Origin of the sequence: Aeromonas sp. R5-4, from assembly GCF_040908215.1 — a bacterium.
GTDB classification, from domain to species: domain Bacteria; phylum Pseudomonadota; class Gammaproteobacteria; order Enterobacterales; family Aeromonadaceae; genus Aeromonas; species Aeromonas veronii.
In genome coordinates this window covers 128,279-143,646 of the sequence record NZ_JBFODG010000034.1, presented here as the reverse complement: position 1 = coordinate 143,646, position 15,368 = coordinate 128,279, and the positions used below count along the sequence as shown (strand labels likewise).

General features: G+C 54.8%; 13 protein-coding genes. 8 read left to right on the top strand and 5 right to left on the bottom strand.

All coding sequences use genetic code 11. The features are described 5' to 3' along the window. Window positions 1–5 precede the first annotated feature (5 nt). Entirely contained in the window at window positions 6–647 is a 642-nt protein-coding gene (gene nth / locus AB5Y83_RS19165) for an endonuclease III (RefSeq protein ID WP_005337609.1), read from the top strand. Window positions 648–818: 171 nt separating this feature from the next. Then, window positions 819–1,232, top strand: a complete 414-nt coding sequence (gene gloA / locus AB5Y83_RS19160; RefSeq protein WP_005347113.1) for a lactoylglutathione lyase — start codon at window positions 819–821, stop codon at window positions 1,230–1,232. 85 nt (window positions 1,233–1,317) lie between these two features. Here gloA and AB5Y83_RS19155 read toward each other — a convergent pair whose 3' ends face one another. Further along, on the bottom strand, window positions 1,318–2,193 hold the full coding sequence (locus tag AB5Y83_RS19155) for an OmpA family protein (protein WP_005337611.1): 876 nt from the start codon (window positions 2,191–2,193) through the stop codon (window positions 1,318–1,320). A gap of 223 nt (window positions 2,194–2,416) precedes the next feature. On the opposite strand from AB5Y83_RS19155, the gene AB5Y83_RS19150 reads away from it, so the two are divergent. The 5 genes from AB5Y83_RS19150 (at window position 2,417) to AB5Y83_RS19130 (ending at window position 7,803) form a co-directional block, all read left to right on the top strand. Next, a complete protein-coding gene (locus AB5Y83_RS19150; RefSeq protein WP_100646196.1) occupies window positions 2,417–3,382 on the top strand; it encodes an autotransporter domain-containing protein in 966 nt (321 codons plus the stop codon). Window positions 3,383–4,006: 624 nt separating this feature from the next. Beyond that, entirely contained in the window at window positions 4,007–4,546 is a 540-nt protein-coding gene (locus AB5Y83_RS19145; RefSeq protein ID WP_042057730.1) for a hypothetical protein, read from the top strand. An 87-nt stretch (window positions 4,547–4,633) separates the two neighbouring features. Continuing rightward, window positions 4,634–5,017: a hypothetical protein gene (locus AB5Y83_RS19140; protein WP_236297735.1), complete on the top strand. Its 384-nt coding sequence runs from the start codon at window positions 4,634–4,636 to the stop codon at window positions 5,015–5,017. Window positions 5,018–5,217: 200 nt separating this feature from the next. Further along, window positions 5,218–6,081: a nuclease-related domain-containing protein gene (locus tag AB5Y83_RS19135; protein WP_042057734.1), complete on the top strand. Its 864-nt coding sequence runs from the start codon at window positions 5,218–5,220 to the stop codon at window positions 6,079–6,081. Window positions 6,082–6,123: 42 nt separating this feature from the next. After that, window positions 6,124–7,803, top strand: a complete 1,680-nt coding sequence (locus tag AB5Y83_RS19130) for a DNA repair protein (RefSeq protein WP_042057736.1) — start codon at window positions 6,124–6,126, stop codon at window positions 7,801–7,803. Window positions 7,804–7,902: 99 nt separating this feature from the next. Here AB5Y83_RS19130 and AB5Y83_RS19125 read toward each other — a convergent pair whose 3' ends face one another. From AB5Y83_RS19125 to carA, 3 genes are all read right to left on the bottom strand, one after another. Next, on the bottom strand, window positions 7,903–9,054 hold the full coding sequence (locus AB5Y83_RS19125) for a DUF1615 domain-containing protein (protein ID WP_368175768.1): 1,152 nt from the start codon (window positions 9,052–9,054) through the stop codon (window positions 7,903–7,905). Window positions 9,055–9,355: 301 nt separating this feature from the next. Beyond that, complete coding sequence (gene carB / locus AB5Y83_RS19120) at window positions 9,356–12,580, bottom strand: carbamoyl-phosphate synthase large subunit (protein ID WP_368175767.1); 3,225 nt, start codon at window positions 12,578–12,580, stop codon at window positions 9,356–9,358. Between the two features lie 20 nt (window positions 12,581–12,600). Continuing rightward, window positions 12,601–13,737: a glutamine-hydrolyzing carbamoyl-phosphate synthase small subunit gene (gene carA / locus AB5Y83_RS19115; RefSeq protein WP_005337628.1), complete on the bottom strand. Its 1,137-nt coding sequence runs from the start codon at window positions 13,735–13,737 to the stop codon at window positions 12,601–12,603. On the opposite strand from carA, the gene AB5Y83_RS19110 reads away from it, so the two are divergent. Continuing rightward, window positions 13,729–14,082 (top strand): hypothetical protein, encoded by a 354-nt coding sequence (locus tag AB5Y83_RS19110; RefSeq protein WP_368175766.1) that lies wholly within the window; start codon window positions 13,729–13,731, stop codon window positions 14,080–14,082. The two genes, carA and AB5Y83_RS19110, sit on opposite strands and share 9 nt — an antisense overlap. Before the next feature lie 325 nt (window positions 14,083–14,407). On the opposite strand, the gene dapB is transcribed toward AB5Y83_RS19110, so the two are convergent. Beyond that, window positions 14,408–15,220, bottom strand: coding sequence for a 4-hydroxy-tetrahydrodipicolinate reductase (gene dapB, locus AB5Y83_RS19105; protein WP_005347132.1), 813 nt, complete (start codon window positions 15,218–15,220; stop codon window positions 14,408–14,410). Window positions 15,221–15,368: the final 148 nt, after the last annotated feature.

Here is a 15,368-nt window from a genome sequence, read left to right as displayed (position 1 = left end):
AAGGCATGAACAACCAGAAACGCAGAGAGATCCTCGAGCGGCTGCGGGAAAACAACCCCCACCCCACCACAGAGCTCAACTTCAACTCGCCGTTCGAGCTACTGATCGCCGTGCTGCTCTCGGCGCAGGCGACCGATGTCAGCGTCAACAAGGCGACCGACAAGCTCTATCCGGTGGCCAACACCCCGCAGGCGATGCTGGATCTCGGGGTGGACGGGCTCAAGGAGTACATCAAGACCATTGGCCTGTTCAACACCAAGGCCGAGAACGTCATCAAGACCTGCGCCATCTTGCTGGAGCGCCACGGCGGCGAGGTGCCGGAAAACCGAGAAGCGCTGGAAGCCCTGCCCGGCGTCGGCCGCAAGACCGCCAACGTGGTGCTCAACACCGCCTTTGGCTGGCCCACCATCGCCGTCGATACCCATATCTTTCGGGTCTCCAACCGCACCGGCTTTGCGGTAGGCAAGAATGTGGATCAGGTGGAGGAGAAGCTGCTTAAAGTGGTGCCCGCCGAGTTCAAGCTGGATGTCCACCACTGGCTGATCCTGCACGGGCGTTACACCTGTCTGGCTCGCAAGCCCCGTTGTGGTTCCTGTATCATCGAGGACTTGTGCGAATACAAAGAGAAGGTCTATCCAGAGAGCTGAATGACTGGGCGCCACAACCGTCCTACCTGTCTCGCTCGCAAACATCCGCTGCAGTGGTTCCTGTATCATCGAGGACCTCTGCGAGTACAAAGAGAAGGTCTATCCAGAAAGCTGATAGCCTCGCAACCGAGATTGAAAGCAGTACACATCACCAACCCGGAGAACTGAGCAATGAGAATTCTGCATACCATGCTGCGTGTCGGCGATCTGCAACGCTCCATCGACTTCTACACCCGCGTTCTCGGCATGAAGCTGCTGCGCAAGAGCGAGAACAGCGAGTACAAGTACACCCTGGCTTTCGTCGGTTACGGTGACGAGAAGGATGAAGCGGTGATCGAGCTGACCTACAACTGGGGGGTGAGCGAGTACGAACTGGGCTCAGCCTACGGCCATATCGCGCTGGAAGCGGACGACATCTATGCCACTTGCGATGCACTGCGCGCCGCCGGTGCCAAGATCACCCGCGAACCGGGTCCGGTCAAGGGGGGTACCACCGTCATCGCCTTCGTCGAAGATCCGGACGGTTACAAGATTGAACTGATTGCCAAGAAAGATGCCGGTACTGGCCTGGGTGACAGCTTCTAAGCTGCCCTAATCCCACTGCCGGATGGCAGGATCAAAAAAGAGCGCAGATGCGCTCTTTTTTATGCTTCTCTGACTGGGGACGGCGCTAGATCTCGCCATTGCGCCCCATGCTGATCACCACCCGCCGGTTCTTGGCACGACCCTGTTCGGTTTCGTTGGAGGCGACGTGCTGCTTCTCGCCATGCCCCTCCACCGAGATCTTGCCGGGATCGATCCCCAGATCGACAAACACCTTCTTGATGGCATCGGCCCGCTTCTCGGAGAGTTTCAGGTTCGGCCAGCGGCCGCCATAGCTGTCGCTGTAAGCATCGATCACCACCACGTCGATGCTCTTGTCCGCCTTGATAAACTCGCTAATCATCGCCAGCCGCCGCTTGGAGGGGATGGAGAGCTGATCGCTGTTTTTATCATAGGTGAGCACGCTAAAGGCGATGTCATTGAAGCTGTAGGGCAACAGCCCGCTCAGACAGTCGATAAAAGCTTGATATTTGACCCGAAAGTTGACAGACGACAGCGACACTCGCACCGCGCGGTTCTGGCGATACCAGTCCCGATACTGGAAGGTCGGCATCCGCCCCCCCTCCAGCTCGTCGAGCATGGTCCAGGCAGTCTGCCCCTCCACCAGTCCATCAAACTGCTGATAGAAGCGCAGTTGACTCACTTCTCGCCCGGCTATTCCCGGGCGCCATACCGGTGGCATGATGCCAAGGCTCACCGTCTGGGTCTGGGCCTGCGGCCGCTTGCCCTTGAGCTCGAAGTCGAGGTTGATCTTGCGCCCGGCGCGGCTGACAAAGGCCCCCGTTCCCCAGTTGGGAATAGGATGCTCGAGGCGACACTCAATCTGGGTATCGGAGGTCAAACGCCAGACGGATTGATCCAGACCGGCACCAAATTCGGTGACTCCAGCCTGTAACTGCATACTCACGGATATGCTGACCAACCCCAACACCCAAGCGTTCAATTGCTTGTCCTCCACACGATCTCACAAGAGATATCGGCGGCAAGAGGCCAAGCTTTAGCGACAAACTGCAAAGGTGTGCCGTTGGTGTGGCAAAGGCTTGCCCCCAAGCGGCAACCGACCGCAAGCGGCGCTTATTCCCCCCTCTTAGCTCCGTGCCAACCGGCAGGAAGCTCGCTACAGTAAAGCCAGGGCAATCAGACGCCGCTTATCGGGAACCACACTCATGCACCGCTCTTGCTCCTCTTTATTGCAGATGTTGTTGCCAATGCTGCTGGCGCTATCCGGCAGCACCGTCAAGGCCGCAACACAGGATCAGGAGTGGGCACAGGAGCGCGCCAATGCGGTGCTCTCGCTGATGACCTTCACCGTGGTGCCCGACATCACCGCCAGCAACCTCGATATCGGCAGCGGCACCAATCAGTCTGCCGCCCTCAACATGACCCAGATCGGTGGCGGCGCCACCATGAGCGAAGCCGTGCCCATCTATCTGGAAGGGGCGATCGGCTTTAGCCGCTACGATCCCCAGTTTGTGGTGAGCAACGGCACCGAGAGCCGCACCCTCCCGACCAAGTGGAACAGCCTGACCGCTTCGGGCGGGATCGGCTGGGATATCGCCCTCCATGAAGACCCGCGCGGTGGCCACTGGGTGCTGCGCCCCATCGCCAACGTCTCGCTCGGTACCATGGCCAGCGATCTGCGGATCGGCAACTGGCTGCTGGAGCGCACCAAGGGCTACTCGCTGGATTTTCTCGATGGTGGGCAGCTCAATATGTACGGACTGGGAGGCTCGCTGATGCTCGACTACGAGCTCTTTTCAAAGGCGCAGGATATCGATATCGAAGTGCGCTACTCCTACCAACACCTGCAAAGCTTTGGCGGTACCTCGACCAGCGTCCGTGGTCACGCCGAGGCGGAGAACCTCGGTCTCTATCTGCGTCGCCGGGCCCCGCTGTTCCACTGGACACTGCTCGACAGACCGGTGCGCTATGTACTGGAGGGGGCCCATACCGCATATCTGGGGGAACAGCGGGGGTTGCTTGGTTTTGACTCCCTCAACTCTATCGGCGCCGGTCTGGAGCTGGATAGCAGCAAGTACGACATCATAGTCACCCGTACCCGGTTAGTTGCCCGCTATATGTTCAGCCACAACACCAGCGGTTATTCCATCGGGTTGGCCATGAGTTTCTAAGTCATTATATTTTCCTGCCACGAGTGGGCAATCCTCAGGGAAAGCACAGTAACACTCCAGATAATCACGCCCTATTGACGGAGGGTTTATTTATCCTGACCCTTTCATAGGCCTCACAACCCAGTCATATCAGGTAAAAATATCTACCTGCTGGTAGGCTAGTTTCCCCCCTCGCACACCAAATATTGGAGTTTTTTGTCTGTGTATTTACGGCGCGCAATGGCTGATTTGCCCTGTGATGTCGCCAGCCTGTACCCGCTTGCAACAGAGCAAATACTCGACTCCAGATATTGCAGCACAATGGCCAACTTTACCGATACCCATAAGGAACCAACCCGGAGGTCCCCCATCTTTTACCCAGTGACCTGAGATGCACCTAACCAATTGTTTTAAATGATTTATAGTTTTTCATATTTTATGAACTCAATTAATCCTGTTTTATTTTACTTACATCACCCGACTGCTAAATTTGGCGTCATCCCGGCAGGACGAGGTGCACTGAAACGACTGACTGCGGGCTACCGATAACAGGTGTGCAATGAGCACAGAAATAACGTTCAGGTATAGCAACCGTTATTTTGACGACATCACACTTGCTGATCCTTGTTGATTTGAGGTTATCTGATGAAAAAAACGCTGCTTGCTCTCTCTGTATTGGTCATGACCGGAACCGCATATGCAGGGGTGCCTGATTTATCCGCCAGCTGTCCTGGACATATTAATCTTCGCGTCGAAGATGGCACGGCTTATATCAATAACCAGCAAGTTCCGCTTAAAAAAGTGAATTCAAATTTCTACGAGGCGAGCAAGGGGCGCACCACCCTCTCCATGGTGAAAAATGGCGACTGGGGCATTACCTATTTTGTCAAAAATGGCGACAGCGGCGCCTGCCAGCTCAATGACGATGAGAACGATGACGACGGCGATGATGAGAACGCCAGCAGCAGTGCCTACAACGGCAGCACTGCGCAAACCAAGGTTGCCGAGAACGCCTGCATGAACGCCGTCGCCAGAAAAGCGGGCGTCAGCCGCAGCAAACTGACCCTCGACTATGTGGCCGACTCCCAAGCGGGGATGATGATTGATATCAAAGGGCCCCATGACCGGCTCTGGCACTGCCTCACCGACGCCCGCGGCCATATTTCTGGCATCAATCAGGACTGATTTCGAGCCACGGCTCAGCGGGGCCCACACCGACCGTGGGGGCTCCACCCCTTATCCATTGCAATTATTTGATACAGGTAAATGAAGATGAAATCCAAACAGACTCTGCTCAATATCGCCCTCGGTTGCCTGCTGGCGGTCGGTATCTCCGGTTGCGCCGTGGCCAAAAGCCATCATGGCCACAAGACCCATGCCCAAGCGCACGCTCAGGAAGGGGCCGTGCAGTATGGCGACGAGAGCCCGTGGGCTGGCAACTATAAAGCGGTCACTGACGATGGCCGCACCGTGGCCGAAATTCATGTCGATACCACAGGGGAAACCTATATCGATGGCAATCAGGTCAAACCAAGTCACAGCGGCAGCGACTACCTGAAATTCAAGCAGGAGACCATCACTTACACCCTGCGCAAAAGCGGCGCCAGTTGGAAAGACAGCGATGCCGGCACCAGCGGCCGCATCCTGTTCGATTGATAATCCCGACACCGCCCTTGCCAGACACCAAGCCCCGCCAAGGGGCTTTTTTGTACCTGCGATTTACCATCAACCACAGCCCGCCCCGAAAAATCCAGCCTTGTCACAGAGTTAGTGCAATCTGTCACATATTCCTTTTGATGAAATTGTTAGGATGGTTCAGTTCGGCACCTCATCGCCCCGTTCCAAAGCGAGTTGAAATGGACTTCACACCCGTTATTACGGTTCTGCTGGGCCAGCTCTGGTATCTGCTGCCCCTGCTGTTGATTGCCACCCTGATCAAAACGCCCAGGTTCAAGGGGATGGTCGGGGAGGCATTTATCAATCTGGGTATCCGGCTCTTTCTCGACAAGCGGGAGTACCATCTGCTCAAGAACGTGACCCTACCGACCCCGCAGGGTACTACCCAGATCGATCATGTGATCGTCTCGCGCTTCGGGCTGTTTGTGATCGAGACCAAGAACATCAAGGGGTGGATATTTGGCAATCCGGCCCATAAGAGCTGGACCCAGCAGCTCTATCGCCGCAGACATACCTTTCAAAATCCCCTGCGCCAAAACTATCTGCACCTGATGACGCTCAAATCCTTGCTGGGTCTTGCTGATCATCAGCTCCATTCGATTATCTACTTTATTGGCGACTGCACCTTTAAAACCCCCATGCCGGATAACGTGATGAACCGCGGGCTTATTCGCTATATCAAGAGTAAAACCACTCAGGTGCTGACCCCTGCCGAAGTCACCAGAGTGATCGACACCATCCAGCGGGGACGACTGGCCGCCAATTGGCAGACCCATAAACAGCATGTCGCGCAGTTGAAAGCACGTCACAGCGAGGTTCCCCGCCCGCCTTTATCCGTAGCTGCAATGCCTGTGGTCAATCAGGTGGTGAACGCCGCGCCAACCATCACCGAATCGCTCACCCAAGCAAATCCACTATGCCCCAGATGCGGCAACCCGATGGTATTGCGTACCGCCAAACGGGGGGATAACCGAGGCAATCGGTTTTGGGGATGCAGTGGATACCCTAAATGCAGAAAAATCTTACCAAAAACATCCAGTTAACATATTACATGCAATATTGTTTATTAATACAAGGTATAAAAGATGAACACAGTGAAAATAAACAATAAAATAATCATCAGACAAAATCTACAGATCGGTGATTTAGATGCAGAAACAGATACAGACCTTCTCGATTCTTGCTTTATAGATAAAGGATATATTGAACAATTATGCGATGTGCACAGCCCTAAATCCATAATCTTAGGTAGAACTGGGGCGGGTAAAAGCGCGATTCTTTATAAAATATCCCAAACCACAGAAAAACATGTAAAAATAGACCCAAATGACATCTCAGTGAGATTTTTAGAATACTCTGACATTATTCAGTTTATGAATGCAATTGGTGTAAACCTAGATCTCTTTTATAGATTACTATGGCGACACATTCTTATTGTTGAGGTCTTAAAAATTCGATATGACATAAAGAATGACTTGGATAATCGAAATTTCCTTGACAATATAACAAATTTTTTCAGAAAAGATGAAATTAAAAACAAAGCGATTGCATATTTTAGAGAATGGGGGGACAAATTTTGGTTAGATACTGATGAGCATTTAAAAGTCATCACAAAGAAACTTGAGAATGATACAAAGGCAACTCTAGGCGCAAAGTACAACAATGTAAATTTAAGTCTACAAGGAGCCAAGAAATTAAGTGATGAAGAAAAAATTGAAGTAAAACAAAGAGCAAGTCAGATAGTTAGCGGGCTACAGATAAAAAAACTTAATGAAATGTTAGAGCTCTTATCTGTTCATTCATTCAATGACCCCCAAAAACGCTTCTATATCCTTATAGATCAGCTGGATGAGCACTGGGCCAACACTGAGACTCGATGCAGATTCATAAGAGCACTTATTGAGGAAATTAAAACCTTTAGAAAATTAGAGAATGTAAAAATTATCGCAGCTATGCGTAAAGATCTTCTTGATTTAGTCTTTGATATGACGAGAAGCCCTGGATTCCAAGAAGAGAAATATGAATCTTATATACTACAAATTCACTGGGATAAGGGTGAGCTACGAGAGCTAATTGAAAGAAGAATTAATGAGGTTTTCCGTAAGCAATATACCAAAGAACAAATATCATTTGATGATATATTTCCAACAGCAAAGAAGGGTAAAGATCAAACATCTGCAGACTTCATTCTAGAAAGGACTCTCTATAGACCAAGGGATGTTTTACAATTTATAAATGAATGTTTTAAATCAGCATACGGTAGAGATTGCGTTTCTTGGCGAGCAATCTATGCCGCAGAGGCTCAATACTCAGAAAAACGCCTCAAATCACTTAAAGAGGAATGGGGAGAAATATACCCATCATTCGATGACACTGTAGAAATATTGAGAGGCCTGCCACATACATTTACTCGGTCTGTACTGAGCGGCCCTCGTTTGGATAATGTAATTTCTGATTTATGCGCACAAAACAATAATGACCCATGTGTTATCTCTTCTAAGGAATACTTAGAAACTACTGGTGAAACGAAACTAACTGAGGTACTAAATAGAATGTTAATTTGCCTTTATCATGTTGGGGCAATTGGTATAAAAATGAGTTCACTTAGTACATTTATATGGTCTTTCCTAGATCAAACTTCAGTATCAAGAGGTGAGGTTAAAAGAGCACAACAACTAAAAATACATAAGATGCTATACCGAGCTCTAGATGTTGATGTTGATGGGCACACAAGATTTGACCCTATTGATGATGACGTAAACTAACGTGTAATTCATTTTGGAGTAAGTATCCCATACACCATACGAGCTTAATTTCCTCACTATTTATAGACTCGGCGGCCAATTGGCCGCCCTTGATGCTTCTTACCGAATCGTCGCCATCTGCCGCACACATCGCTGCTCTCTGTCATCCACCCGCTTGGCAAACCAGGCGGTGGTGAGGTTGCGGGTAATTTTCGGGCTCTTTAGCTGAATGCCGGGCAGGATGGCGCGGGGCAATCTCTTGCCCGCTTGCTTGTCGGCCAGGGTAAAGATGCGATGGTAGAGATCGGTCTCGGCAAATGCGGCGGTATCCCCTTTGCGCAGGCTCTGGTGGATCGCCTGTTTGCTCATATTGACCCGGTTGGCGAGGGTGTAGACGGCAAGCTCGGTGTTACCCGGCAGATCCGAGTCATAGCGGATCAGATCCCCGTCCAGCGCCAGAGTTTTGCCACTCAAACGGCTGACAGCGGCCTGAAAGGCGGCATTGCGACTGGCGTACCAGCCGGCGTTGAAATCGGCAAAGCGGTAGAGGGTATCCGGGTAGTCGGCGGGATAACCGAAGATATGCTTGGTGCCAAACCAGATGCCGCCGCGACGGGTAAAGACTTCGTGGCGGATGGAATCCTCGATTGGATAGGGGTAGCCACGGGCGTTGGCCTCGGCAAAGGCGATGCTCACCTGCATCGGGCCACCAGTATGCACCGGGTTGAGGTTGCCAAACAGCGTCTTGCCCATCGGCAGCATGCTGATCATATCTTCGAAGATTTCACTCATCTCCCGCTCGGTACGCAACTTGTCGATCCGCTCGGCGTAGCTCTTGCCGGTAGGCGAGTTGATGGAGAGCGCGGCCCGCACCATAAATTCGGGGATCAGCAGCTTGGCTGCCCGTGAGTTGATCTCTTTCCAGGCGATCTTGCCAAGGCCCGGCACTACAGGATCGGCCTGATAAGTGGCTTCCTGCTCCGCCACCGCCAGCACGCTACAGACGTTGTGATCATTGACCGTCACCCCCTGGGTGGTGAGCGCCGTCACCACGTCGCTGGCCCACCCCTGTTTGTCAGGCACCTGACGGGGCAAGAAGCGCACGATGCGGCTCTTCATATCCGCCGGTTTGCGCGGCTGCATGGCAGGCTGCGTTTTGGGGTTGCTCACGCTCGCCTCTTTGGCAGGCGCGGAGGCGGGATCACTGGCACAACCGGCCAGCAACAAGGCAGAGCAGAAGGCAAGAAGACGACAGGAAGGCAAAGCGGTCATAAGCATGTCCATTTTTTGTTGGCCCGACAGGCAGCGCCGCTGGCACTGCACTGACAAGCAAAGTGGGGCCATTGTAGAGGATTGCCTGCCGCAGTTGAAACCCGCGCTCGCAGCATCCCCTCCCCTTGCCAGCTTTTGCCACCCCACGCGCCATCCGTTGTCTGCGATGCGGAACTCATGACCTTCCTCAATGGCTCACCCGGCCCAAGCCGGACGGTGAGCGACAGATAAAAAGAAACCCCCGCCATCGCTGGCGGGGGTTGGTCGTCTGGCAAGTCGGGCTGATGCCCGCTGCAAACTCTTAGCGGTTTTTCACCTTCTGGTGCAGCTCCTGCACCGAGTTGACGTTGGCGGTGGCATCCACGCTGATGGCCATGCAGGTGGCAAACGCCTCATTCATGGTGGTGGTATACGCCACTTTGTTCTGCAAGGCGGCGCGACGCAGCTGCTTGGAGTCCTGGATCGCCACACGCCCTTCGGCGGTGTTGACGATGTAGGTGTACTCGCCATTCTTGATGCGGTCGAGAATGTGCGGGCGACCTTCGTGCACCTTGTTGACCAGGCGCGGGTTGATGCTCGCCTCACCCAGCGCGACCGCGGTGCCGTGAGTGGCATCCAGCTCGTAGCCCAGCTCCAGCAGCTTGGCAGCCAAGTCAACCACCTGCGCCTTGTCGCTGTGACGCACTGACAAGAGGGCACGACCCTCTTTCGGTACGGCGTGGTTGGCACCCAGCTGCGCCTTGGCATAGGCCTCGGCAAAGCTGCTGCCCACACCCATTACCTCACCGGTAGAGCGCATCTCCGGCCCCAGCAGCGGGTCAACCCCTGGGAACTTGGCGAACGGCAGCACCACCTCTTTCACCGAGTAGTAGGGCGGGATGATCTCTTTGGTAAAGCCCTGCTCTTTCAGGCTCTGACCGGCCATCACACGGGCGGCAATCTTGGCCAGCGGAGCACCGGTCGCCTTGGAGACAAACGGCACGGTACGGGCGGCACGCGGGTTCACTTCGATGAGGTAGATGTCATCGCCCTTGACCGCGAACTGCACGTTCATCAGGCCGATAACACCGAGCTCCAGCGCCAGCTTGCGCACCTGCTCGCGGATCTCGTCCTGAATCTTTTTGGACAAGGTATAAGGAGGCAGGGAGCAACCGGAGTCACCGGAGTGGATACCGGCCTGCTCGATGTGCTCCATGATGCCGCCGATGACTACATCGGTGCCGTCGCAGATGGCATCCACGTCCAGCTCGGTGGCATCGTCCAGGAAGCGGTCCAGCAGTACCGGCGATTCGTTGGAGACGCTCACCGCCTCGGCGAAGTAGCGACGCAGATCCTGCTCGTCATAGACAATTTCCATGGCGCGGCCACCCAGCACGTAGGAGGGGCGAACCACCAGCGGGTAGGTGATACGCTCGGCCAGCAGCACGGCCTGCTCCAGTGCGGTGACGGTGCCGTTTTCCGGCTGCTTGAGGCCGAGGCGCTCGACAGCAGACTGGAAGCGCTCGCGGTCTTCGGCGCGGTCGATGGCATCCGGGCTGGTACCGATAATCGGTACGCCGTTGGCTTCCAGTGCACGGGCCAGTTTCAGCGGGGTCTGGCCACCGTACTGAACGATGACGCCCTTGGGTTTTTCGATGCGCACGATTTCCAGCACATCTTCCAGAGTCACCGGCTCGAAGTAGAGACGATCCGAGGTGTCGTAATCGGTGGAGACGGTCTCCGGGTTGCAGTTGACCATGATGGTCTCGTAACCATCTTCGCGCAGGGCCAGCGCCGCATGCACGCAGCAGTAGTCGAACTCGATACCCTGACCGATACGGTTCGGGCCGCCGCCGATGATCATGATCTTGTCGCGGTTGCTCGGGGCCGCTTCGCACTCCTCGTCATAGCTGGAGTACATGTAGGCGGTGTTGGTGGCGAACTCGGCGGCGCAGGTATCAACCCGCTTGTAGACCGGGAAGATGTTGTGGCGGGCGCGCAGTTTCCGCACTTCCCCTTCGGCCACACCGAGGAGCTTGGCCAGACGGGCATCGGCAAAGCCTTTGCGCTTGAGGGCACGCAGGAAGTCGGCATCGAGACCGGCCATGCCGCGCTCTTTCACCTCTTCTTCCAGCTTCACCAGATCTTCAATCTGTACCAGGAACCAGGGGTCAATCTTGGTCAGCTTGAAGATGCCGTCCATGGAGAGACCGGCGCGGAACGCATCGGCGATATAGAAGATACGGTCGCTACCGGCGTCCTGCAGCTCGTGACGGATGCGGGTCAGGGAGTCCGGAGCATTGAGGTCAACCATGGGGTCGAAGCCGGTTTTGCCGGTTTCGAGGCTGCGCAGCGCCTTGTGCAGGGACTCCTGGAAGTTGCGGCCGATGGCCATCACTTCACCAACCGACTTCATCTGGGTCGTCAGACGATCGTTGGCACCGGCGAATTTTTCGAAGTTGAAGCGCGGCACCTTGGTGACCACGTAGTCGATGGCCGGCTCGAAGGAGGCCGGAGTACGGCCGCCGGTGATGTCGTTCATCAGCTCGTCGAGGGTGTAACCGATGGCGAGCTTGGCAGCGATCTTGGCGATGGGGAAACCGGTCGCCTTGGAAGCCAGCGCAGAGGAGCGCGACACCCGCGGGTTCATCTCGATGATGACCATGCGGCCATCTTTCGGGTTGATACCGAACTGGACGTTGGAGCCGCCGGTTTCGACACCGATCTCGCGCAGCACCGCCATGGAGGCGTTGCGCATCAGCTGGTACTCCTTGTCGGTCAGCGTCTGGGCTGGCGCGACCGTGATGGAGTCACCGGTGTGGATACCCATGGGGTCGAAGTTTTCGATGGCGCAGACGATGATGCAGTTGTCGTTGCGATCCCGCACCACTTCCATCTCGTACTCTTTCCAGCCGATCAGCGACTCGTCGATGAGCAGCTCTTTGGTCGGCGACAAGTCCAGACCGCGCTCGCAGATCTCGACGAACTCTTCGGTGTTGTAGGCGATGCCGCCACCCGAGCCGCCCATGGTAAAGGAGGGACGGATGATACAGGGGAAGCCGACCATCTGCTGCACGCCCCACGCCTCTTCCATGTTGTGGGCGATGCCGGCACGCGGGCACTCGAGGCCAATGCTGCGCATCGCCTTGTCAAAGCGGGAGCGATCTTCGGCCTTGTCGATGGCGTCGGCGGTGGCACCGATCATCTCGACACCGAACTCGGCCAGCACGCCATGCTTCTCCAGCGCCAGTGCGCAGTTAAGCGCAGTCTGGCCGCCCATGGTGGGCAGGATGGCGTCCGGGCGCTCTTTCTTGATGATTTCGCGCACCACTTCCCAGGTGATGGGCTCGATGTAGGTGGCGTCAGCCATCTCCGGGTCGGTCATGATGGTGGCCGGGTTGGAGTTGACCAGAATGACGCGGTAGCCCTCCTCGCGCAGGGCTTTGCACGCCTGGGCGCCGGAGTAGTCAAATTCGCAGGCTTGGCCGATGACGATGGGGCCGGCGCCGAGGATCAGGATGCTCTGAAGGTCATTACGTTTTGGCATGAAACTCTTTCCTCTATTTCTTAGGCGCGATACTGCTTAATCAATTCAATAAAGTGGTCAAAAAGACCGGCACAGTCGTGCGGGCCCGGGCTCGCTTCGGGGTGTCCCTGGAAGCTGAAGGCCGGACGGTCGGTGCGATGGATACCTTGCAGGGAACCATCGAACAGGGAGACGTGGGTGGCGCGCAGGCAATCCGGCAGGCTGTTCTCGTCTACCGCAAAGCCGTGGTTCTGAGCGGTGATCATGACGGTGTTGTCATCGAGGCTCTTCACCGGATGGTTGGCGCCGTGGTGGCCAAACTTCATCTTGACGGTCTTGGCACCGGAGGCCAGACCCAGCAGCTGGTGACCCAGACAGATGCCGAACACCGGCGTGTTGGTATTAAGGAAAGCCTTGATGGCCTCGATGGCGTAGTCGCACGGCTCGGGGTCGCCGGGGCCGTTGGAGAGGAAGATGCCATCCGGGTTCATCGCCAGTACCTCGGCGGCCGGGGTCTTGGCCGGCACCACGGTCAGGCGGCAGCCACGGTCAACCAGCATCCGCAGGATGTTGCGCTTGACGCCAAAGTCATAGGCTACCACGTGGTATTTCAGCTGGTCGGCATCCGGGGTGACGTGCCCCTTGCCAAGCTGCCAGCTCCCTTCGGTCCAGTTGTACGCCTCACCAACCGTCACCTCTTTGGCCAGATCCATCCCCTTCAGACCGGGGAAGGCGCGGGCCTGTTCGAGGGCATAGGCTTCATCGACCTGTTTCCCGGCCAGAATGCAGCCAGCCTGAGCGCCTTTCTCGCGCAGGATGCGGGTCAGTTTACGGGTGTCGATGTCGGCGATGCCAACGATGTTGTGAGACTTGAGGTATTCGGAGAGGGATTGCTGATTGCGGAAATTGGAGGCAAGTATCGGAAGGTCCCGGATGATCAATCCCTGAGCATGGATTTGACTGGACTCTTCATCTTCGCTGTTGGTGCCGGTGTTGCCTATATGGGGATAAGTGAGGGTGACTATCTGACGGGAATAAGAGGGATCGGTGAGGATTTCCTGATAGCCCGTCATCGACGTATTGAAAACCACTTCACCAACGGAACATCCCTCGGCGCCTATCGACACGCCTTTGAACACAGTTCCATCTTCCAGCACTAGCAATGCAGTGTGATTCAAGACAACCTCCAGTTATTTAGCTTTAAATTCAGCAATTTACCTGGGTGTTGCGGGCTCGGTTCCGGTCTTGGACAGGACTCGAACCCGGCAGATTTCTGGCAAATTGGGCGCATTCTACTTAAAAAAAGTAGCATTTCAACGTCTTTTCTCAGAAGAAATGCATCTAAATTCAATAAAAAAGCAACATTGCCCATTATCTATGCACTCAATCGCTTTGCAACCCCCTCCCATGAAAGAAAAGGAAAAACCACCACCAAAAGATGCCACCAAGCCAGCAATAGCGACAAAAACAAACAAAAAAACCAATTAAAACAATGGCATTTATTTTTACACAAAAAACATTAATGACAAATTTAACGCTTTTATGATGACAAGAGTGAACATGAAAAATGGAAAACGTTTTTCTGCGTTTGAATTTTTAGTCTTTTCCTGTCCGTGTAAAAAAATGGCTTCATCAGCCATAAAGATGCTCAAATTTGTTACCTGATGATGACATTCAGGAAGGGGAAATCTGGCGGATAACGCAATAGTGTGATTTATAAGGCATTCAGTTAAAAATTGCAGGCAGCGTGTCTTTTTACACAAATTCTGGCTGACTGACAGCAAAAACCCCGGCAAGCCGGGGTTTTTCACTGGGGTAGCAGTAGTACGAAAGTGCCGCTCAGAGGCATCACTTGAGATTGAGCACATCCTGCATGTCATAAAGACCGGCACCCTGCTGACCAAGCCACTTGCCTGCCCGCACAGCACCGTTGGCGAAGGTCAGGCGGCTGGAGGCCTTGTGGCTGATCTCCACCCGCTCGCCGATATCGGCAAACATGACGGTATGCTCCCCCACCAGATCACCAGCACGAATGGTGGCAAAGCCGATAGTGTTGCGATCCCGCTCGCCAGTGATCCCCTCGCGGCCATAGACGGCGCACTCCTTGAGATCCCGGCCCAGCGTTTTGGCGACCACTTCCCCCATGGAGAGCGCGGTACCGGATGGCGCATCCACCTTGTGGCGATGGTGGCCTTCGATGATCTCGATGTCGGTGTAATCCCCCATCACCTTGGCGGCCTGCTCCAGCAGTTTGAACACCAGGTTGACCCCGACCGAGTAGTTGGAGGCGAACACGATACCGATCTGCTTGCCCGCCTCTTTCAGGGCGGCCTTGCCTGCATCGTCAAAACCGGTGGTGCCGATCACCATCTGCTTGTGGTGGGCCAGCGCAAAGGCCAGATTGGCAAGGGTCACCTCGGGGCGGGTGAAGTCGATGATGAGATCAAACTCATCGCGCACCTTATCCAGACTGTCGCTGATGGCCACACCCAGATGGCCCAGCCCATTGAGCTCACCGGCATCAAGGCCGATCACCGCCGAACCCGGCCGCTCCAGCGCAGCACCAACCACCACGCCATCGGTGTTGGTGATGGCCTCCAGCAGCACCTTGCCCATACGACCATTACAGCCCATCACGGCCACACGGATCGGATTGTCCATCTCCACCCTCTCATCTCTTTTAATTATGGAAAGAGACCGTTTTACCAGCCCGCACCGGGTTTGAAAAGCCATGATGCCACCACACCTTGCTGCGCTCGCCAACGGCAGCGCTCACTGGCTGGCCAAGAACTTCCTTTTGGTCACAGGC

What these genes read in the sequence shown, in the direction of transcription:
- AB5Y83_RS19145 (WP_042057730.1), top strand. Translation starts at nt 4,007, where the DNA reads ATGAAAAAAACGCTGCTTGCTCTCTCTGTATTGGTCATGACCGGAACC.
- nth (WP_005337609.1), top strand. Translation starts at nt 6, where the DNA reads ATGAACAACCAGAAACGCAGAGAGATCCTCGAGCGGCTGCGGGAAAAC.
- AB5Y83_RS19140 (WP_236297735.1), top strand. Translation starts at nt 4,634, where the DNA reads ATGAAATCCAAACAGACTCTGCTCAATATCGCCCTCGGTTGCCTGCTG.
- AB5Y83_RS19150 (WP_100646196.1), top strand. Translation starts at nt 2,417, where the DNA reads ATGCACCGCTCTTGCTCCTCTTTATTGCAGATGTTGTTGCCAATGCTG.
- AB5Y83_RS19125 (WP_368175768.1), bottom strand. Translation starts at nt 9,054, where the DNA reads ATGACCGCTTTGCCTTCCTGTCGTCTTCTTGCCTTCTGCTCTGCCTTG.
- dapB (WP_005347132.1), bottom strand. Translation starts at nt 15,220, where the DNA reads ATGGACAATCCGATCCGTGTGGCCGTGATGGGCTGTAATGGTCGTATG.
- AB5Y83_RS19135 (WP_042057734.1), top strand. Translation starts at nt 5,218, where the DNA reads ATGGACTTCACACCCGTTATTACGGTTCTGCTGGGCCAGCTCTGGTAT.
- gloA (WP_005347113.1), top strand. Translation starts at nt 819, where the DNA reads ATGAGAATTCTGCATACCATGCTGCGTGTCGGCGATCTGCAACGCTCC.
- AB5Y83_RS19130 (WP_042057736.1), top strand. Translation starts at nt 6,124, where the DNA reads ATGAACACAGTGAAAATAAACAATAAAATAATCATCAGACAAAATCTA.
- carB (WP_368175767.1), bottom strand. Translation starts at nt 12,580, where the DNA reads ATGCCAAAACGTAATGACCTTCAGAGCATCCTGATCCTCGGCGCCGGC.